Raw genomic sequence first — 19,352 nt, forward strand, 5'->3', positions numbered from 1 at the left:
GTTCATCCGCCCACCCGCACGCTGCGCAGCACCACGATGGCGATCCGGCGGTTGGCCGCGGCGAGCGGGTCGGCCGGCAGCAGCGGATCGCGGTCGGCGTTGCCGGTGACGCTGCGCAGGCGGCCTTCCTGCAACCCGGCCTCCACCAGCAGGCGGCGGGTGGCGTTGGCGCGCTCGCTGGACAGTTCCCAGTTGGTCTTGCCTTCGCCCTTGTAGGGCGCGGCGTCGGTGTGGCCGGCGATGGAGACCGGCTCGGACAGCTTCGCCAGCACCGGCCCGATCTTGTGCAGCAGCATCCTTGCGCGCTCGTTCAGCACCGCCGATCCGGTGGCGAACATCGGCTGGCGGTCCTCGTCCAGAAGCTGGATGCGCAGGCCCTCGGGAGTCTGGTCGATGGCGAGCTGGCGAGCGAGGTCCGCCAGCTGCGGATCGTCGCGCACGGCGTCGCGGATCTGCTGTGCCGCCTGCTCGAACGCCGCCCGCTCGCGCCGGTCGAGCTCGGCGCGCAGGGCCGCGTCGTCGAGCGCATGCGGATCGGCCTGCTTCGCCTGCCCGGCATTGGCGAGGAAGGCGGCCTGCGACGGGCTCTGCGCCTGGATCGTTCCCTGGCCGCCGCCCGGCGCCTTTGCCCCTTCCTGATGCACCTCCGCGTCGGCATTGCCGACGGCGGTGGCCTCCCGGTCGGCCTCGCCGGCCGTCGGAGGCGGAGTCGCGGGGTGCAGCGCATCCGGGGGCTGATCGCTGTCGGGATCGTCGCTGTCGGGCACCGACGGCGCCAGGCCCGGCCGCACCGTCTGGGTGCCACGCTCCGACACCAGTTCGCCGTGGTCATAACGCGTGTGGCCGCCGAACGGCTTGCCGGAGCCCGAGGAGGCATGGCTGATCGCGTTCGATGGGGTGAAATAATCGGCGAGGCCGCGGCGCTGGTCCTCCGTCGTGGCATTCAGCAGCCACATCAGCAGGAAGAACGCCATCATGGCGGTCACGAAATCGGCGTAGGCGACCTTCCAGGCGCCACCGTGATGGTCGCCCTCGACGATCTCCTCCTTGCGGATGACCACGCCGCCGCGTTCGCCCTGCTTGCCTTTCCTGCTCATCCGGCCCCCGCATCCGCCTGCCATCGCGCAGGACGCGGGAAGGATGCGGCGCGTTGTTTAATCCGCGCCTAACCGGGCCGGGCCGATCCGCGGGTCAGGGGCGCCAGAGGTCGCGCAGGGCGTCCATGATGCGGTCCACGTCGCCGGCGGCATTGTAGCCGTGGAAGCTGAAGCGCACGCGGCCGTGCCCGTTCCAGGCGTAAATGCCGCGCTCGTACAGCGCGTCGGTGATATCCTGGGCCCGGCTGCTGTCCAGGCAGACATTGGCGCCGTGCCGATCGGGGTCCATGGGCGTGGTGGACGGGATTCCGACGGCGGCCAGCCGCGCCAGCAGATCGGCGGTCAGCGCCGACACGTGGCGCCGCAACGCTTCGCGGTCGTACTGCGCCAGGTAATCGAGCGCTTCCGCCAGCACATAGACCGGCCCGTGCGCCGGGTTGCCGCGGGTGAAGCGCAGCGCATCGGGCAGCACGCCCAAGGGCGCCGTATAGTCCGGCCGTGCGGCGGGCAGGATCGAGTGCCAGCCCGCGGTGGTCGGCGACCAGTCCGGCTGGCGCTGCCGGTTCCAGTAGGCGGCGGCAACCCCGGTCATGCCCAGCAACCATTTGTAGCAGGCGGAGAAGCCGAAATCGGCCACCGATGCCTGGAACGGCAGCCAGCCGGCCACCTGGGTGAAATCGACCACCAGCAGCGCGCCCACCGAGTCGGCCAGGCGGCGCAGCGCGTCGAGGTCGAACCGCTCGCCGGTGAGGTAGGAAACGTGGCTGACCCCGATCACCCGGGTGCGCGCGTCGACAAGAGACACAAGCCGATCCGGCGCATTGCCGCGCGCCACCCGCACGCCAATCGGCGGGCGGCGCTGCAGCGCGAACGGGGCCACGACCGAGGGGTATTCGTGTGTATCGACCACGACATTGTCGCCCGGCCGCCAGGCGATGCTCTCGGCCACCATCGAGATGCCGTCGGCGACGCTGCTGACGAAGCCGATCTCGCCGGCATCGGCGCCCCACATCCGCGCGATGCCGGCGCGCGCCCGCTCGACCTGCGCCTCCATGGCGGTGCGGCCGGGCATGCCGCTGCTCTTGTCGATGGCGTATTGCCGCAGCGCCGCGTCGTGCCGCAGCAGGAAGGGCGGCTCGCCGCCGGCGCACACATGCGCGACGCCGGCGGGAATGCGGAAGTCGGCGGGGTCGAACAACGGCCGGAGGGTCACGGGCGCGTCCATCGCCTCAACTCCGCCAGCTCGGGTCGCGCCGGTCCAGCAGGCGCAGCATGGCAGGCCACTCCAGCAGGCCGAAGGGGCGGCGCGTCCTCGGGTCGTACAGATGGATGGAGCGTTCCACCACGTCGGCGCCCGGCATGGTCAGCTCGGTGCGCGCGGCCATGGCGTCCACCTGGGCGCGGCAGGCCATCTCCAGCCAGTACATGGAGTTGAACGCCTCGGCGGTGCTGGGGCCGCAGGTCAGCAGGCCGTGGTTGCGCAGGATCATGAAATTCGCCGCCCCAAGATCGCCGACCAGCCGCGCCCGCTCGTCCAGTTCGACTGCCGGACCCTCGTATGCATGGCAGGCGACGGGCATGCAGCGCATCGCCGTCTGGGTCAGCGGCAGCAGACCGCATTGCATGGCCGAGACCGCCATGCCCGCACGCGTATGGGTGTGGATCACGCAGCCCACGTCCGGCCGCGCCCCGTGCACGGCGCTGTGGATGACATAGCCCGCGTAGTTGATGCCGATGCCCTGGTGCGGGTTGAAGACGGTGTTGCCCGCGAGGTCGATGGTGATCAGCGAGGACGCGGTGATCTCCTCGTACATCCAGCCGAACGGGTTGATCAGGAAGCGCTCGCCGTCGCCGGGGATGCGGGTGGTGACGTGGTTGTAGACGAGGTCGCTCATGCCGAAGATAGGCAGCAGCCGGTAGCAGGCGGCGCAATCCAGCCGCGCCTGCCACTCGGCCTCGGACACGCGGGCACGGACGTTGTCGGTGACATGTGTGTCCGGCATCGCAGTTCCCTCCCGTTTGTTGTCGTCTCAGGCGGCCAGGGCGCGTCCGAACACCGCGGGATCGACATTGCCGCCACTGACCACGGCGCCCACCACCTTGCCCTTGGCGTCGAACTTGCCGGCCAACAGCGCGGCCAGACACACGGCCCCGCCGGGCTCCACCACCAGCTTGAGGTGGCTGAACGCGAACGCGATGGCCGCCAGCACCTCGGCGTCCGTCACCACCAGCCCGCCGGCCAGGCGCTCGCGGTTGAGCGCGAAAGTGATCTCGCCGGGCTGCCTGGACAGCAGCGCGTCGCACAGAGTGGAGCCGCCGGGGGCATTGGCCAGGCGCTCGCCGGTGGCGAGCGACCGGGCGGTGTCGTCCCAGCCGTCGGGCTCCACCGCATAGACCCGTGTTGCCGGCGACACGCCCTCGATCCCGAGCGCGCAGCCGGCGATCAGGCCGCCGCCGCCGGTGCAGACCAGCAGGGCATCCATGGCCAGGCCCGCGGCCTTCACGTCCTCGGCGAGTTCCAGCGCCAGCGTGCCCTGGCCGGCGATGACGTCGGCATGGTCGAAGGGCGGCACCAGCACCGCGCCGGTGCGTTCGGCATGCGCGCGGGTCAGCGCCTCGCGGTCATCGATGGCGCGGTCGTAATGGATGATCTCGGCGCCCCAGCGGCGCGTGCTCTCGACCTTGATGCGCGGCGCGTCGGCCGGCATGAAGATCGTCGCCTGCGCGCCGACGGAAGCGGCCGCGCAGGCCGTGGCCTGGCCGTGGTTGCCGGAGGAATGGGTAACGACCCCGGCGCGGCGCTGCGCCTCGTTCAACTGCAGGATGGCGTTGGTAGCGCCGCGCAGCTTGAAGCTGCCGGTGCGCTGCAGCGGCTCCGCCTTGATCAGGATGGTGCCGCCGGTGAGCTGGTCGAGCAGCGGATGGCGCAGCAGCGGCGTGCGCACGATATGCGCGGAAATGCGGGCGCGGGCCGCTTGCACGTCGTCGTGGGTCGGCAGGCGCATGGAACGTCTCCTCGATCAATCCAGTTCAGCGGGCAATCCCGGTCAGCGGCCGGGGCGCGGCATTACGGCGATCGGTTCTTCGCCGTCCCGACCAAGCACACGATAGACCCGGAAACCCTCGGCGGCCATCCCGCCACGCGCGCGCTCGACCACCCCGAGACGGGCGATCTCGGCCCAGTCGGACGGATCCGGCGCGTCGTCGCGCCGCGCGCTGCGCAGCAGCAGGCCGACGCGCCCGGCGATCAGCGGCCGTGCGTCCGGCAGGTTGAACAGGTCCCAGCGGGGCTCCACGCCGTAGACCGGCACATCGGGCGGCAGCAGGCGGGCCAGCAGGGCGGCGTGGCCGTAATTGTCGGATGCGACATAGGCCGCACCCTCGCGCCGGCCGATCGCGGCGACCTCGGCGGCGAGGCTATCCCAGCCGCCGAGGCGCAGCAGCGTCGGGTCGAGCCGCATCGGCAGCGCCAGCGGGGCCAGCGCCCCCTGCACCCAGACCAGCAGGGTCAAGGCCAAGCCAAGCGCAATGCCCGGCCCCACCAGCCGCACCCAGCGGCCGGACAGCCCGGCGGCGGCGATGGCGGCGGCGGGATAGAGCACCGACGGCCAGTTCGCCTGCACCCGGTCGCCCAGCGCGTGCTGGGCGAATACGGCCGTGGGCAGCAGCGTCAGCGCCGCCAGCAGCGTCCAGGCGGGATCGCGCGACAGGGCCCGGCGCGCCGCCAGGACGATGCCGGCGCCGCACAACAGCGCGATCACCGGCGTCGCCAGCCCGACCTGCCCGGCCAGCAGTTCGCCCAGGAACTGCGCGGCGCGCGACGGGTTCCAGTCGCCGGCGCGGCCGCCCTGCTTGGCGAAGCTGGCCCAGCCATGCGCCGCGTTCCAGGCCAGCACCGGCAGGAACAGCAGGAAGACGAGGACCCCGGCCGCCCAGGGATGCGGCCGGCGCAGCCAGGGGCGCATCGCCGGCGCCGCGAGCAGCCAGACGAGCACCGCCGGCACCAGCAGGACGGCGGTGTATTTGCTGGCGAGCGCCAGGCCCGCCGCCACGCCGGCCACCAGCCACCAGCCGCCGCGACCGGTGGCGACCAGCCGTGCCAGCGCCCACAGCGCCGCGGTCCAGAAGAACAGCAGCGGCGTGTCCGGCGTCATGGTCACGGCGCCGACGCCGAACAGCAGCGTGGCGTTCATCAGCGCGGCCGCCGTGATCCCGGCCCGCCGCCCCGGCAGCAGGTCCTCCCCGGCGCGGACCAGCAGCAGCGACCCGAGGGCGGCCGAGAGCGGGCCCAGCAGCCGTACCCCCAGCGCCGTGTCCCCGGCGATCCATGTGCCGGCACGGATCCACAGCGCCACCATCGGCGGATGATCGAGGTAGCCGGCCGCCAGCGCGCGCGACCAGACCCAGTAATAGGCCTCGTCCGGCGCCAGCGGCGTGGCCGCCGCCACCGCCAGCCGCGCCAGGGTCAGCGCGGCCAGCCCCAGCCAGGCCCAGATCAGAGCGGGACGCCCGCCAGGCTGCGGCTGGTGCGGATCGTCTGCAGCGTCTGCACGCGTGAGACGTTGGGGGCGCCGGTGAGTTTCTGGGTCAGCTGGTTCTCATGCGCGGTGTCGCGCGCCACCAGTTTCAGCAGGAAGTCGCCGCCGCCGCGGATCATGTGGCACTCCCTCACCTCCGGCCAGTCGGCCACCTGGCTCTCGAAGGCGGACAGCACCGTCTCCTTCTGGCTCTCCAGGCCGACGATCGCGAAGAAGGTGATCTCCCAGCCCAGCCGCTGGGGGTCGCTGTCGGCATGGTAGCCGCGGATGATCCCGGCCTCCTCCAACCGGCGCACGCGGCGCAGGCAAGGCGGCGCCGAGATGCCGGCCCGGCGCGCCAGCTCGACGTTGGTCATGCGGCCGTCGGCCTGCAGTTCGGCCAGGATGCGCCGGTCGATGGCGTCGAGAAGCTGGGAGTCGGTGGGTTGGGGCTTCATGCAGTCGTCAATCATCGTGAGGCCACCTGGGAGCGCGCCCGTGGCGGCGTGTTGCTGTCATACGCGGTTGCACGAAATATTATTGCACGGATGCGGGCCCGCAAGGGCGTTACGCGGATGGTTCCTTGTCCTCGCACACGCACAACCGATATGTTCGGCCACCACGAACGCCGGATCCCTTCTGCATGCCCGCCACCCACCATACAAGCGTCCTGATCATCGGCGCCGGACCCGCCGGCTACACCGCCGCGATCTATGCCGCCCGCGCGAGCCTGGACCCCGTGCTGGTGGCCGGTTTGCAGCCGGGCGGACAGCTGACGATCACCACCGATGTCGAGAATTACCCCGGTTTCGCCGAGACCATCCAGGGCCCCTGGCTGATGGAGCAGATGGCGAAGCAGGCCGAGCATGTCGGCACGCGGATTGTCTACGACCTGATCACCGAGGTCGATTTCTCCCGCCGGCCGTTCCGCTGCACGGCCGACTCGGGCGACGTGTACATGGCCGACTCCGTCATCATCGCCACCGGCGCCCAGGCGCGCTGGCTCGGCATCGAGTCGGAGCAGCGGCTCCAGGGCGCCGGCGTCTCCGCCTGCGCGACCTGCGACGGGTTCTTCTTCCGCGGCAAGCGCGTGGCCGTCATCGGCGGCGGCAACACCGCCGTGGAGGACGCGCTCTACCTCACCCACCACGCGTCGCACGTCACCCTGATCCATCGCCGCGACAGCCTGCGGGCGGAGAAGATCCTGCAGCAGCGCCTGTTCGCCAACCCGAAGATCTCGGTGATCTGGGACAGCGTGGTCGAGGAGATCACCGGCGGCGGGCAGCCGGCAACAGTGAACGGCGTGCGCCTGCGCCATCTGCGCAGCGGGGCCGAGACCCGCCTGGACGTGGACGGCGTGTTCGTCGCCATCGGCCACACGCCCACCACCGCGGTGTTCAAGGGCCACGTGGCGCTGGACGACGAGGGCTACATCGTCACCGCCCCCGGCAGCACCCGGACCTCGGTGCCCGGGGTGTTCGCGGCTGGCGACGTGCAGGACAAGGTTTGGCGGCAGGCGGTCACCGCCGCGGGAACTGGTTGCATGGCAGCGCTGGAAGTCGAAAAGTGGCTGGCGGCGCAGGCCGGCGAGCCGGCGCTGGCAGCGGAATAGGGCGGATCGCGCTTGTATGGAATCGCTGTAGATGATCCATGAGCGTGTGCGGTTGCTCTGCGCGCGATTCGGGGGGCGCCCTTCCGGCAGGAGAGCGCCCTAGTTTGGAAGTCCGACCCGGACAGCGAGATCCGGGCGGTTCAATCGGGAAGTTTCACGCAAGGTCGGCCCGGCCTGGACCGGGGCGGCAAGGGATGGCGAAAAGATGGATTGGGACAAGCTGCGCGTGTTCCACGCGGTGGCCGAGGCTGGCAGCTTCACGCATGCCGGCGACACGCTGAATCTGAGCCAATCCGCGGTCTCACGCCAGATCTCGGCGCTGGAAGAGGCGCTGCAGGTGCCGCTGTTCCACCGCCACGCCCGCGGGCTGATCCTGACCGAGCAGGGCGAGAGCCTGAACCGCACGGTGCGCGAGGTCTTCGCCAAGCTGGCGATGACCGAGGCGCTACTGACGGAGAGCAAGGAAAAGCCTGCCGGACGCCTGAAGGTGACGACCACGGTGGGATTCGGGGCGTCCTGGCTGGCCCCGCGGCTGCACGCGTTCCTGGAGCAGTATCCGGACGTGACCATGCAGTTGCTGCTCGATGACACCGACCTCGATCTCGCGATGCGCGAGGCCGACGTCGCCATCCGCATGCATCCGCCCAAGCAGCCCGACCTGGTGCAGCGCCATCTGATGTCGATCGAGTGGCATGTCTGCGCCTCGCCCGAGTACCTCAAGCGCCACGGCACGCCGACCAAGGTCGAGGATCTCGACAGCCATCAGCTGATCCTGTTCGGCGACTACCGTCCGCCCGTGCACGACGTGAACTGGCTCGCGGATGTCGGGCGCCGCCCCGGCAACCCGCGCCGCGGCCTGCTGGAGGTGAACAGCCTGCAGGCGATGGTGCTGGCGGTGAACTCGGGCCTGGGGATCGCGGCCATACCGGACTACATGCACGCCGAGAGCGACGGGCTCGTGCAGATCCTGCAAGACCTCAAGGCGCCGAAGGTGGATGTCTATTTCGTCTACCCGGAGGAGCTGCGCAACTCCAAGCGCGTCGCGGTGTTCCGGGATTTCCTGCTGGCGAAGCTGGCCCAGAGGAACTGACTCCGGCGGGCCGATTTCGGCACGGGTTTCTTAACGTACTACGGCTGTAAATCGTGCGAAATCAAGGCGATGGCGTGACATGCGCAAACGGCATGGCGGAATTGGCCAATTGACTATGGTTGACCGCCGCATCGCACCATAGATCTGGGTCACCGAATACGGCGGCGCTGCTTCGAAGGAAGTTGCGCCGCCAGCCTTCCCGTCCTCGTGGCGGGAAAAGGGGTCATTGATCCCTTCGTCTCCCAGACGTGAAGCCTCCCTGTACCCTTGCCCCGCGGTGAAAGCCGCGGGGCTTTCTTTTTTCCAGATGTTGGCAAGCTGGGGCTTGCGTCCGGACCAACCGGCTACTGGCCTTCCTACGCCGGTCTAGCACCCGCCCAGCGGCGCAGCTTCCTTGATTGGCTCGCCGAAGGAAGACGCGGTCCGGGCATCGACATCGGCTACGTGCTCATTTTCTTCAACGGACTTGAGCGAAGGCTGTTCGTCGATCGCGCCGCATCCGAGGCACCAGCCCTCATCGCCGAGGTCGAGCGGCTCCTCGGGCTGTGCAGCGCACATGCATCATTCCGCAGCTACGCGACGACATTCCTGGCCGCCGCACGTCTCGTGGGCGGCATGCCCGGTGTGCCCGAACCGGAGCCCAGGCTGACGCCGTCCTGCCGCCGCCAGCGGCACGCGTCCCCCAATTTCCGTCGTAGCGTGCGGCTGTTGTCGTCGGTGCATCTCCCGGGAAATTGCGTCCGACGCAGCAATTCCAGTGTCCTGGATCGGAAGTTCGCCACCTATGCGAACTTCCGATCCAGGACACTGGTCGCTTGCCCGATCATCCAATCTGCGTTGCGGGATCTTGCCCGTCCCTTCGAAAGCTGGCGGCGGAAGTCGCTTCAATGCTGGTGCTCGACGAGGTGACGGCGACGCATTGGAGGAGTTGCAGAATAGCGCCGCCAGACTCAACCGCCCGGCTGATCCGGTACGTGAAAAACGATCGAGATGTATTTCGCCGGCAGGCTGCGCAACACCTCGGGTCCATGCGGTGCGTCGGAATCGAACATCAGGCTGTCGCCGGGCCGGAGCGAATACAGCCGTTTGCCGTGACGGTAGTCCACCTCCCCCTCCAGCATGTAAAGGAATTCGATGCCGGGATGCTGGAAGATCGGAAAGTTCTCGGATTTTTCGGTGAGCGTAATCAGATACGGTTCGACGTGCAGCGATTTGCGCCGGAGATGCCCGAGCAGTCGATACTCATGCCCCGCCCGGCTGCCGCGCCGCTCGATCGTCTCGCCGCTGCCCGCCGGCACGAACGACGCCTCCCGCGTTTCCTCGTATTTGCGGAAGAACGAGGTCATCGGCACGTTCAGCGCTTTCGACAGCGACTGCAAGGTCGCCAACGATGCCGATGTGGCGCCGTTCTCGATCTTCGACAGCATGCCGGGCGAGATTCCTGCCAGCTTACCGAGCTCGGTCACCGTCAGGTCGAGCTGACGGCGGATCTCGCGAACGGACTGGCCGATCGCGATTTCGAGACCGTTCTCCTGCACGCCGACGAGCTCATCGTGCCACGTCGGCGGGCGGGGCGCCGCAGCCTCCTTCGCTATGGTCCTTATCTTCCTTTGCTTGGCAGCAGATGCCATGGACTCGATGCTCCAGAAGCTTCCCATTGTGCCGGTCAATCACACTGGCGACAATCATCGTCGCACAGCCAACCCCGACGATGCCGGTGCCATTTCGTACCGCCTCTGAATGTGCGGAGCGAGCGGGCTGCTGTCCACCAGATTATTCATCTCTGGAAAATTTTATTCTTCCCAATCATAATTGCTCCTGATAGCTTTGGCTGCGCGAAGACCGGACGGTAACCGGCAGCGAAAAGGGAGGCACTTCATGATCGGAAGGCGGACGTTCCTGGGGGCGGGAGCCGCGGCGCTGGCCGCCCCGCATATCGTCGCAGCCGAAGCCACGCGGGTGCTCAAGATGATCCCGCAGATCGATCTGACGGTGTTCGATCCTGTCTGGACCTCGTCCTATGCCACCCGCAATCACGGGATGATGGTCTTTGACACGCTGTACGGCATGGATGAGCACTACAGGATCTGGCCGCAGATGGTTGCCGGCCACACCGTCGAAGACGCCGGCAAGACCTGGCGCCTGACGCTGCGGCCGGGCCTGAATTTCCACGACGGGACGCCGGTGCTGGCGCGCGACTGCGTCGCCAGCATCAATCGCTGGGGCAAGCGCGACAGCCTGGGCCAGACGTTGATGGCGCTGACCGACGAACTGTCCGCGGCCGATGATCGCACCATTGTGTTCCGCCTGAAGAAGCCTTTCGCGTTGCTGCCGGGTGCGCTCGGCAAACCCAGCAGCAACATCTGCGCCATCATGCCGGAGCGTCTGGCGAAAACCGACCCGTTCACCGCGGTGACGGAAATGGTCGGCAGCGGCCCATTCCGCTTCAAGGCGAGTGAACTCCTTTCGGGATCGCGGATCGTCTACGAACGCAACACCGACTATGTGCCGCGCGATCAGGGTGTGCCGAGTTTCACCTCCGGGCCGAAGATAGTGCATTTCGACCGCGTCGAATGGCACGTCATCAACGACGCGGCGACGGCGGCCAATGCGCTGCTGAAAGGCGAGGTCGACTGGTGGGAACAGACCAGCCCGGACCTGCTGCCGTTGTTGCGGAGCAACAAGGGCCTGAAGGTGGAGATCCAGGACCGCACGGGCAATATCGGCCTGATGCGACCGAATTTCCTGCATCCACCCTTCGACAACCCGGCCATCCGGCGCGCCCTGTGGAGCGTCATCGATCAGAAGGACTTCAGCGTCGCTGGCGGCGGCGCGGATCCGTTGCTGACCCGGGTGCCCGTCGGTGTGTTCTGTCCCGGCACGCCGATGGACAGCGACGTTGGCATGGACCTGCTGACCGGTCCGCGCGACTACGACCGCGCCCGGCGCGATCTGCAGGCCGCCGGCTATAAGGGCGAGAAAGTGGTGATGCTGCAGGCAACCGATGCCACGCTCAACAATGCGTTCGCCAATGTCGCCGCCGACATGCTGAAAAAAATCGGTATGAACGTCGAACTGCAGGCATCCGACTGGGGTACGCTGGTGACGCGTCGCGCCAAGAAGGACCGGCCGGATCAGGGCGGCTGGAACATCTTCTTCACCAGCTTCGCCGGCATGGATCTGTTCAACCCAGCAACCGACCCGTTGGTGCGCGGCAATGGTACGGCCGGCTGGTTCGGCTGGCCGACCATGCCGGCGCTGGAGCGGTTGCGCGATGCCTGGCTGGATGCACCCGACCTTGCCGGCCAGCAGAAGATCGCGCGCGAGATCCAGGCGGAGGTGTTTCGGGAGGTGCCATATTATCCGCTCGGTCAGATCCTGATCCCAACAGCCTACAAGACCGATCTCACCGGAATGCTCAACGGCGGCTATGTGATTTCCTGGAATGTGAAGCGGGCCTGATTGCGCGTGCGTGTTGTGCAGCCGGGCTGCAACGGGGGTACTGATGGCCGAACCGCGAGATTGTGACCTGATCATTCGGAACGGGCTGGTGGTCACGATGGACCCCGAGCGTACCGTCTGGCAGCAAGGCGCCGTCGCCGTCGCCGGCACAGCGATCGTCGCTGTTGGCCCGACAACCGAGATCCTGTCGCACTGGCGCGCACCCAGCGTTCTCGATGCGGGCGGCGCACCTGTGCATCCCGGCTTCATCGACGCTCATTACCACGTCCCCAACCATCTCACCCGCGGTGTCTTCCCCGAGGCGGCGGTGAGCTCGAACTACTTCGCTTCCTACGCGCTGTGGTACGATCGGATGGATGAGGAGGACGAGCACGCCGCAGGCTTGTGCGCCGGCCTGGAAATGCTGCGCAGCGGCGTCACCTGCTTCATGGAGCCCGGCACTGTGTTCGCCACCGCCGCGGTGGCCGCGTCCGCTGAGGCTGTGGGCATCCGTGCCTCGCTATGCGAGCCGTTCCTGTCGGATGCCGGCTATAACGACACGCTGTCACGCATGCGCCGCGTGCTGCCGGACACCGCACGCTGCCTGCGCACGCTTGGCCAGGAGCTGTGGCGCAACCGCGACGACACGGCACTGGTGCGCGGCCATGTCGGCCTGTTCGGCAGCGGCTCGGCTTCTGATGAACTCACCCGGTCCGCCTCCGCGCTGGCAAAGGAGGAGGGAGCCGTCTTCACCCAGCACCAGAATACCAGGGTCTCCGAGGTGCAGGCGCAGGAGGCCATGGTCGGCGGCACGCATCCCTTGCTGCACCTCGCCGAATTGGGTGCGCTCGGGCCGCACTGTTCGTTCACCCACATGAACCTGATCCGTGACGACGAAGCGCCGGTGGTGCTCGACAGCGGAATGTCTGTGATCTGGTGTGCGGCGGCGTCCATGAACTGGGGGTTCGGCGGCACCGGAAGGCGCCGGCCGCACGCGGATTTCCATCGCGCCGGCGTCCCCGTGGCGCTGGGCGTGGACGTGCCGAAATTCGGCCATGATACCGGGCCCCTGGCGGCGTATCTGCTCAGCCGCGATCATGGCGACAGCGCGCCGCTGGGCATCGAGGACATCTTCGAGATGGCGACGCTGCGCGGCGCGCGGGCGGTCGGGATGGCAGACCGGATCGGCTCACTGGAGCCAGGCAAGCGCGCCGATATCGTCATCCGCACGATGGCGGACGCGTCGGCGCAACCGGGCTGGTCACCGCTGCAGAACATCCTGCTGGCCAGCCGCAGCCGAAGCATAGACACGGTCCTCGTGGACGGACGCATCGTATTGCGGCACGGCTGTTCGACGGTGCTCGATGAAGCGGCCGTCTACGATCGGGCGCGCCAGCGCGTGACTCGCCTGGCCGCCGCGGTCGGGTTGGCGCCCGCCAGCACCTGGCCGGTGCGGTCGCAGCGCGCGTGTTGAGACCCGCGCAAATGTATCCGGATAGATCCGGATCGGGCAGTTGCCCGGGCTGCTGCGAACGGTTCACGGCGGCGGTGCTCACGCTGCCGCTCACCGCACCACGTGCCGGCGGAAGGATGGATCTGGGCAGCGCGCCGCGCTGGAACGACGCCGGTGTCCGCGCCGAATACGCCACGTTCCCGATCTGCTTCGCTGATCCGCAATCATCATGACCCAGAGGTGCAAGATGCGCAAAACCATGCTCCCGCTCGCCGCCGCATTGCTTGCCTGCGCCGCACTTGCAACCCCGGGCCTCGCCCAGCCCACCGTCACCGTCGTGGACTATGGCGGGACCTGGCAGGCTGCTGAATCGAAAGCCCTGTTCCAGCCGATTGCCAAGAAGCTCGGCGTCACGCTGCGCGAGGACTCGCTGCAGACCATCGCCGACATCCGCTTGCAGGTGCAGAGCGGCAAGCCGACCTGGGATGTGGTGGCACTCGGCATCGGCGAATGCCTCGCGGCGGCGAAGGAAGGCCTGTTCGAGCCGGTGGACTACAGCGTGGTCACCAACGCCGCCGATTTTCCACCCGAGTTGCGCGGCCCGAACTATGTCCCCGGAACGGTGTGGGCGAGCTTCGTACTCACCTGGAGCAAGGAGAAGTTCAAGAACGGCGGTCCGCAGAGCTGGGCCGATTATTTCGACACGAAGAAATTCCCCGGCGCCCGCGCCGCTTACAACGCGCCACGCTTCATGCTCGAAGCTGCCCTGCTCGCTGACGGCGTCGCCAAGGACAAGGTCTACCCGATCGACATCGACCGCGCCTTCGCCAAGATCCGCGCCTTCCGCAAGGATGTGGCGGTCTGGTACACCTCATTCGGCCAGGCGGTGGATCTGATCAATGCCGGCGAGGTGGATGTTGTTCCGGTGCTCGACGGGCGCATCATCGATGCCATCGCCAAGGGCGCAAAATGGGACTTCACTTTCAACCAGGGCATCATCAACGCCGCCTGCAGCGCCATCGTGAAGGGCGCTCCGAACAAGGCGACGGCGATGAAGTTCCTCAATGAGATGCTCGACCCGGAACTGCAGGCCAATCTGACGAATTATTTCGTCTACGGTCCTATGAGCCCCAAGGTCTACGCGACCGGCCTGATCAAGCCGGAGGTTGCGGTCAAGCTCAATTCCTATCCCGCCAACTTCAAGATGCAAGTCGTGCTCGATCCGCATTGGTGGGCCGACAACCGCGTGCCGGTGCAGTCGCGCTGGGATGCGATGATGAAGGAATGACCGGGTGTCCGTGGCCGAAATGAGCACGCGCGGCGTTGCCGTCGAGATCGCGCATGTCTCGAAATCCTACGGCCGCGTCGTGGCCCTGGATGACATGAGCCTGTCCATCCGGCCCGGGGAGTTCGTCACCCTCCTCGGGCCATCAGGCTCGGGCAAGACGACGCTGTTGATGATCCTCGGCGGCTTCGTGCGGCCGACGACGGGGGACATCACCTTCGACGGTCGCGCGGTGGTGCGCCTGCCGCCGCACAAGCGCAACATCGGCGTCGTCTTCCAGAGCTACGCCCTGTTTCCGAACATGGACGTGGCGGCAAACGTGGCCTTCCCGCTGCGCCTGCGCCGTCTGCCGGCGCCCGAGATCGCGCGTCGCGTGGCTGCCGCACTCGATCTCGTGCGGCTCGGTGGCTACGGCGCCAGGCAGGTGCATGAACTTTCCGGCGGCCAGTCGCAGCGCGTGGCGCTCGCCCGCGCCATCGTCTTCGAGCCGGATATCCTGCTGATGGACGAGCCGCTCTCGGCGCTTGACAAGAAGCTGCGCGAGCAGATGCAGGTCGAGATCCGCCGCCTGCACGACGCGCTTGGCCTTACGACGATCTACGTCACGCACGACCAGCGTGAGGCACTGACGATGTCCGACCGGGTGGCGGTGATCGCCGGCGGCCGGCTGCGCCAATTCGCCGCGCCGCGCGAACTGTATGAGCGCCCGGCCGACGCCTTCGTTGCCGATTTCGTCGGCGAGTCGACCCTGCTCCCCGTCGCGCGCATGGGGGCTGGCGTCGCGCTGCAGGGCCAGGCGCTACGCCATGATGGCCCGGTGCCCGATGCGGCCGCCTTGGTGCTGGTGCTGCGGCCTGAAAAGCTCACCTTTGCCGCACCAGGCGCCAATGCGGACGACATCAACCATCTCCCGGGCACGCTGCGCGGCATCGTCTTTCAGGGCGAGACGGTGCTCTACCAGGTCGCGCTCGGCGACGGCGGAGAGGTGACGGTGCGCGACCTTTCGCGCAACGAACCGCAGCATGCCGGGTTATTCCCCGGTGCAGCCGTGACGGTCGCGCTGCACCGCCGCGACACGCTGGTGTTGCCGGCATGACCGACGATCGTAACGCTGCCGTCCATGCCCGCGAGGCGCGCCATGAGCGCGCGCGCATGCTGGGCCTCGCATTGCCCGCGCTCGCCGTCATCGGCGCGGCCGTCGTGGTGCCGATCCTCTGGGTGCTCTATCTCTCGGTTCTCGATGTCCAGGGCCACTTCACCTTGGGCAATTATTTGGTGCTCGCCACCGAGGGCGCCAACCTCTCCGTCATCGTCACCACGCTGAAAGTCAGCCTGCTCGTCACGGTCGTTTCCGTCGTCATCGGCTATCCGCTCACCTACCTGCTCGCCCAATTGCCGCCTTCGCTTGCCACCATCTGCATGCTCGGCATCCTGCTGCCCTACATGACTTCGGTGCTGGTGCGAACCTATGCCTGGATGGTCCTGCTGGGCCGACGCGGCATCGTCAACACGATGCTGGTCTGGCTCGGTATCACCGACGCGCCACTGCAACTGATGTTCAACACCACCGCCACCGTCATCGGCATGGTCCACGTCATGGTGCCGTTGCTCGCCTTGCCGCTCTACGCCACCATGCGGGCAATCGATCACGGCTTCCTGCGTGCCGCCGCCAGCCTTGGCGCCGGGCCAGTGGCAACGTTCTGGCGCGTGTATTTCCCGCTGTCCTTGCCTGGGCTGAGTGCCGGCACCTTCCTGATCTTCGTAACCAGCCTGGGCTTCTTCATCACGCCGACCGTGCTTGGTGGCGGGCGCGTCACCATGATCGGCCAGCAGATCGCCACTGCCATTGCGACCTATGACGGCTTCGGCGTCGCCACCGCGCTCGGCGTCGGACTGCTCGCGGCCACCGCCATCCTGCTCGGTTTCGCCATGCGCGTCCTGCGGCTCGACCTGATGCGCGCGCCATGACCGCCCGCTTCCTGCTTGCGCCGGCCACCGACACACAGATCACCCATCTCGGCCGCCTCTGGCTCTACGCCTTCGCCGCCCTCGCACTGGTGTTCCTTGTCGCGCCGACGCTGCTGATCATTCCGATGTCGTTCACTGGTGCCGGCTTCCTCGAATTTCCGCCGCGCAGCTGGTCGTTGCGCTGGTACATCGCCTATCTCGACTCGCCCGAATGGCGTGATGCCACCCTGGTCTCGCTGCGCGCGGCGACGCTCACCATGCTCCTCGCCACCCCTCTCGGCGTGGCCGCCGCCTATGGCGTGCTCGTCGTCGAGCGTCGCACCGCGCGTGCCATCGGCGCGGCAATCAGCGTGCCGATGATGATGCCGGCGGTGCTGATCGGCATCGGGCTCTATCTGCTCTATGTGCCGCTCGGCCTGAACAACACGCTGGCCGGCCTGGTGCTCGGTCACGTCGCTCTCACCCTGCCCTACGTGACGCTGCTCGTGCTCGCGCGCATGAAGTCGCACGATCCTCGCCAGGAACTCGCCGCTCAAAGCCTCGGCTGCACGCGCCTGCGCGCTTTCCTGCTGGTGACGCTGCCGCAGATCCGTTACGCCGTCATCGCGGCAGCGCTGCTCGCCTTCATCTTCTCCTTCGACGAAGGCGTCGTCTCCTACTTCATCGCCACCGGCACCGGCGCCACTTTGCCGCGGCGGATGTTCCTCTCGCTGCAGTTCGGCGTCGACCCCACCATTGCCGCCATCTCCAGCCTGCTGATGGTGCTGACCATCCTTCTGGTGGCGGCCATCCAGATCATCCAGTCCCGCGGCGGGCCAAGACGGAAGGCATGACGTGACCATCATCGCAGTCGATATCGGCGGCACCTTCACGGACATCTGCGCGATCTTCGAGCAGGCCGGCGCGCGCCGCCTCTCCTGGACGAAGGAACCGTCCACCCGCACCGACCCGGTGCTTGGCGTGGTGCGCGGCGTGACACGCATTCTCGAAGAGATCGGCCAGCCTCCCTCGTCTGTCACCCGCCTGCTGCACGGCACCACGGTTGGCACGAACGCGGTGCTGGAACGACGCGGCGCGCGCATCGGCCTGCTGATGACCGACGGCTTCGAGGATACGCTGGAACTCGGCCGCGGATTCCGCAGCAATATGTACCGGCTCGATCCCGAACCGGAAACGCCCGGCTTCCTCGCCCCCGGTCGTCGCCGCCGTGCCGTGCCCGAGCGCCTTGACGCTGACGGCGAGGTGCTGATCCCGCTCGACGAGGACGCTCTGCGCCGCGCCGTGACCGAACTGGTGGTGCAGGAGGGCGTGGAGGCGATCGGCGTCTGCTACCTGTTCTCCTACGTCAATTCCGCGCATGAGCGCCGCACGCGCGAGATCATCCACGCCCTCTACCCCGGCTTGCCCGTTTCGCTGTCGCATGAGGTTGATCCGGTATTCCGCGAATATGAGCGCACCTGCATGACCGCGCTCGATGCCTATCTCCGCCCGGTGATGACCGGATACCTCGAGCGCCTGTCTGGCGCGTTGCGAACGGCCGGCATTGCCTGCGACGTGCTGACCATGCAATCCCGCGGCAGCCTGGCCTCCACGCGCGCGGCAGGAGCGCGCCCGTTCACCACCCTGCTCTCGGGCCCGGCTGCGGGGGTCGTCGGCGCCCAGCGACTCGCCACCGAGGCGGGCTTTCCTGACTGCATCACGCTCGACATGGGCGGCACCAGCGCCGACATCGCGCTGATTACCGAGGGCAAGCCGATCACCACCGCGAACGGCAGCATCGAGCATTATCCGCTGCGCACTCTGATGGTCGACGTCAACACCATTGGCGCCGGAGGCGGCAGCGTCGCCTGGCTCGACGAGGCCGGCGGACTGCGCGTCGGCCCGCGCAGCGCTGGCGCCGAGCCCGGCCCAGCCTGTTACGGCCGCGGCGGCAGCGAGCCGACGGTCACCGACGCAAGCCTCGTGCTCGGGTACCTCTCGCCCGAACAATTTGCCGGCAGTATTGATGTGGACCCCGACGCTGCCCATCGCGCAATCGAACGCCTCGCGCAACGTCTCGGCCTGCCACTGCTGGAGACTGCTGAAGGCATCCACCGCATCGTCAATGCCCGCATGGCCGACGAGATCCGCCTCGTCTCGCTGCGCCGCGGCTTCGATCCGCGCGAATTCGCGCTCGTGCTGTTCGGCGGCGGCGGACCGGTCTGCGGCTGGGCGGTGGCACGCGAACTCGAAATCGCCACCGCACTGGTGCCCTTCGCCCCCGGCGCCCTGTGCGCCTACGGGCTGAGCACGGCGGCGCTGGAGTACGACGAAGCCGTCACCGTGAAGTCGCGCGCCGACACCGTCGATCCGGCCGCGCTGGAGGCGGCCTTCGCCCGCCTGGATGTCGCCGGCGCGCGACGCATGGCCGAGGACGGCGTCGCCGCCGCCGACGTGACCGCCGCCCGCTCCGCCGACATGCGCCACATAGGCCAGTCCTGGGAATTGAAGGTGCCGGTCGCCGCCCCGGTGACCGCCGCCGCCGTGGCCGCCACGGTTGCGTCCTTCAACCAACTGCACGAACGCATCTACGGTCATGTCAGCGACCACGGCGCGGCCGAATTCGTCAACCTGCGCATGACCCACACCCACGCCATCGACCGCGACCTGCGCCGCTCGGTGCCGGCCGCCCCGCACATGACCGCACCCGCCCCGATGCGGCGATGCTACTTCCGCGACCTCGGCGGCATGGTCGACACCGCCATCCTCACGCGCGCGGCCATCGCCCCCGGCACAACCGTGCGCGGCCCCGCCGTCATCCACCAGTTCGACACGACCACCGTTGTCGGTCCTGGCTGGTCGTGCCAAGCCGATGCGCATGGCAATCTCGTACTGAAGGCGGACTGAGCC

General features: G+C 68.0%; 17 protein-coding genes. 10 read left to right on the plus strand and 7 right to left on the minus strand.

Going from position 1 to position 19,352, the window contains the following annotated elements; translation table 11 throughout:
- Window positions 1–2: 2 nt before the first annotated feature.
- The 6 genes from OL599_RS21200 to OL599_RS21225 form a co-directional block, all read right to left on the minus strand.
- The gene (locus OL599_RS21200) at window positions 3–1,097 is read right to left on the minus strand and encodes a flagellar motor protein MotB (protein WP_264716001.1); all 1,095 of its coding nucleotides are present in this window, start codon (window positions 1,095–1,097) and stop codon (window positions 3–5) included.
- 94 nt (window positions 1,098–1,191) lie between these two features.
- On the minus strand, window positions 1,192–2,322 hold the full coding sequence (locus tag OL599_RS21205) for an aminotransferase class V-fold PLP-dependent enzyme (protein WP_264716002.1): 1,131 nt from the start codon (window positions 2,320–2,322) through the stop codon (window positions 1,192–1,194).
- Window positions 2,323–2,326: 4 nt separating this feature from the next.
- Window positions 2,327–3,100 (minus strand): class II aldolase/adducin family protein, encoded by a 774-nt coding sequence (locus tag OL599_RS21210; RefSeq protein ID WP_264716003.1) that lies wholly within the window; start codon window positions 3,098–3,100, stop codon window positions 2,327–2,329.
- A 27-nt stretch (window positions 3,101–3,127) separates the two neighbouring features.
- Complete coding sequence (locus OL599_RS21215; RefSeq protein ID WP_264716004.1) at window positions 3,128–4,102, minus strand: threonine ammonia-lyase; 975 nt, start codon at window positions 4,100–4,102, stop codon at window positions 3,128–3,130.
- 42 nt (window positions 4,103–4,144) lie between these two features.
- Window positions 4,145–5,545 carry a glycosyltransferase family 39 protein gene (locus tag OL599_RS21220; RefSeq protein ID WP_264716005.1) on the minus strand — a complete coding sequence of 467 codons (1,401 nt, stop codon included), beginning with the start codon at window positions 5,543–5,545 and terminating at the stop codon, window positions 4,145–4,147.
- Between the two features lie 47 nt (window positions 5,546–5,592).
- Entirely contained in the window at window positions 5,593–6,072 is a 480-nt protein-coding gene (locus OL599_RS21225) for an Lrp/AsnC family transcriptional regulator (RefSeq protein WP_264716007.1), read from the minus strand.
- Window positions 6,073–6,257: 185 nt separating this feature from the next.
- Here OL599_RS21225 and trxB point away from each other — a divergent pair, with 185 nt between their 5' ends.
- The 3 genes from trxB to OL599_RS26175 all read left to right on the plus strand — a co-directional run bounded on the left by trxB (window position 6,258) and on the right by OL599_RS26175 (window position 9,225).
- On the plus strand, window positions 6,258–7,226 hold the full coding sequence (gene trxB, locus OL599_RS21230; RefSeq protein WP_264716008.1) for a thioredoxin-disulfide reductase: 969 nt from the start codon (window positions 6,258–6,260) through the stop codon (window positions 7,224–7,226).
- Between the two features lie 205 nt (window positions 7,227–7,431).
- On the plus strand, window positions 7,432–8,316 hold the full coding sequence (locus OL599_RS21235) for a LysR family transcriptional regulator (RefSeq protein WP_264716009.1): 885 nt from the start codon (window positions 7,432–7,434) through the stop codon (window positions 8,314–8,316).
- Between the two features lie 267 nt (window positions 8,317–8,583).
- Complete coding sequence (locus OL599_RS26175) at window positions 8,584–9,225, plus strand: TerB N-terminal domain-containing protein (RefSeq protein WP_408886969.1); 642 nt, start codon at window positions 8,584–8,586, stop codon at window positions 9,223–9,225.
- A gap of 41 nt (window positions 9,226–9,266) precedes the next feature.
- Here the strand turns inward: OL599_RS26175 and OL599_RS21245 are convergent, their stop codons facing one another.
- On the minus strand, window positions 9,267–9,947 hold the full coding sequence (locus OL599_RS21245) for a helix-turn-helix domain-containing protein (RefSeq protein ID WP_264716012.1): 681 nt from the start codon (window positions 9,945–9,947) through the stop codon (window positions 9,267–9,269).
- 250 nt (window positions 9,948–10,197) lie between these two features.
- Between OL599_RS21245 and OL599_RS21250 the strand changes: the two genes are divergently transcribed.
- From OL599_RS21250 to OL599_RS21280, 7 genes are all read left to right on the plus strand, one after another.
- Entirely contained in the window at window positions 10,198–11,778 is a 1,581-nt protein-coding gene (locus OL599_RS21250) for an ABC transporter substrate-binding protein (protein WP_408886970.1), read from the plus strand.
- A gap of 43 nt (window positions 11,779–11,821) precedes the next feature.
- On the plus strand, window positions 11,822–13,231 hold the full coding sequence (locus OL599_RS21255; protein WP_264716014.1) for an amidohydrolase family protein: 1,410 nt from the start codon (window positions 11,822–11,824) through the stop codon (window positions 13,229–13,231).
- Window positions 13,232–13,457: 226 nt separating this feature from the next.
- Window positions 13,458–14,498 carry an ABC transporter substrate-binding protein gene (locus OL599_RS21260; RefSeq protein WP_264716016.1) on the plus strand — a complete coding sequence of 347 codons (1,041 nt, stop codon included), beginning with the start codon at window positions 13,458–13,460 and terminating at the stop codon, window positions 14,496–14,498.
- A 19-nt stretch (window positions 14,499–14,517) separates the two neighbouring features.
- Window positions 14,518–15,591, plus strand: coding sequence for an ABC transporter ATP-binding protein (locus tag OL599_RS21265; RefSeq protein WP_264716017.1), 1,074 nt, complete (start codon window positions 14,518–14,520; stop codon window positions 15,589–15,591).
- Window positions 15,588–16,463 (plus strand): ABC transporter permease, encoded by an 876-nt coding sequence (locus OL599_RS21270; RefSeq protein WP_264716018.1) that lies wholly within the window; start codon window positions 15,588–15,590, stop codon window positions 16,461–16,463. Before OL599_RS21265 ends, OL599_RS21270 begins: the two co-directional genes overlap by 4 nt.
- The gene (locus OL599_RS21275; RefSeq protein WP_264716019.1) at window positions 16,460–17,296 is read left to right on the plus strand and encodes an ABC transporter permease; all 837 of its coding nucleotides are present in this window, start codon (window positions 16,460–16,462) and stop codon (window positions 17,294–17,296) included. The genes OL599_RS21270 and OL599_RS21275 overlap by 4 nt, the downstream gene beginning before the upstream one ends.
- 1 nt (window position 17,297) lies before the next feature.
- Window positions 17,298–19,349, plus strand: coding sequence for a hydantoinase/oxoprolinase family protein (locus tag OL599_RS21280; RefSeq protein ID WP_264716020.1), 2,052 nt, complete (start codon window positions 17,298–17,300; stop codon window positions 19,347–19,349).
- Window positions 19,350–19,352: the final 3 nt, after the last annotated feature.

This window comes from Limobrevibacterium gyesilva, from assembly GCF_025989185.1.
Classification (GTDB): Bacteria; Pseudomonadota; Alphaproteobacteria; order Acetobacterales; family Acetobacteraceae; genus Limobrevibacterium; species Limobrevibacterium gyesilva.

What these genes read in the sequence shown, in the direction of transcription:
- OL599_RS21200 (WP_264716001.1), bottom strand. Translation starts at nt 1,097, where the DNA reads ATGAGCAGGAAAGGCAAGCAGGGCGAACGCGGCGGCGTGGTCATCCGC.
- OL599_RS21205 (WP_264716002.1), bottom strand. Translation starts at nt 2,322, where the DNA reads ATGGACGCGCCCGTGACCCTCCGGCCGTTGTTCGACCCCGCCGACTTC.
- OL599_RS21210 (WP_264716003.1), bottom strand. Translation starts at nt 3,100, where the DNA reads ATGCCGGACACACATGTCACCGACAACGTCCGTGCCCGCGTGTCCGAG.
- OL599_RS21215 (WP_264716004.1), bottom strand. Translation starts at nt 4,102, where the DNA reads ATGCGCCTGCCGACCCACGACGACGTGCAAGCGGCCCGCGCCCGCATT.
- OL599_RS21225 (WP_264716007.1), bottom strand. Translation starts at nt 6,072, where the DNA reads ATGAAGCCCCAACCCACCGACTCCCAGCTTCTCGACGCCATCGACCGG.
- trxB (WP_264716008.1), top strand. Translation starts at nt 6,258, where the DNA reads ATGCCCGCCACCCACCATACAAGCGTCCTGATCATCGGCGCCGGACCC.
- OL599_RS21235 (WP_264716009.1), top strand. Translation starts at nt 7,432, where the DNA reads ATGGATTGGGACAAGCTGCGCGTGTTCCACGCGGTGGCCGAGGCTGGC.
- OL599_RS21245 (WP_264716012.1), bottom strand. Translation starts at nt 9,947, where the DNA reads ATGGCATCTGCTGCCAAGCAAAGGAAGATAAGGACCATAGCGAAGGAG.
- OL599_RS21255 (WP_264716014.1), top strand. Translation starts at nt 11,822, where the DNA reads ATGGCCGAACCGCGAGATTGTGACCTGATCATTCGGAACGGGCTGGTG.
- OL599_RS21260 (WP_264716016.1), top strand. Translation starts at nt 13,458, where the DNA reads ATGCGCAAAACCATGCTCCCGCTCGCCGCCGCATTGCTTGCCTGCGCC.
- OL599_RS21265 (WP_264716017.1), top strand. Translation starts at nt 14,518, where the DNA reads ATGAGCACGCGCGGCGTTGCCGTCGAGATCGCGCATGTCTCGAAATCC.
- OL599_RS21270 (WP_264716018.1), top strand. Translation starts at nt 15,588, where the DNA reads ATGACCGACGATCGTAACGCTGCCGTCCATGCCCGCGAGGCGCGCCAT.
- OL599_RS21275 (WP_264716019.1), top strand. Translation starts at nt 16,460, where the DNA reads ATGACCGCCCGCTTCCTGCTTGCGCCGGCCACCGACACACAGATCACC.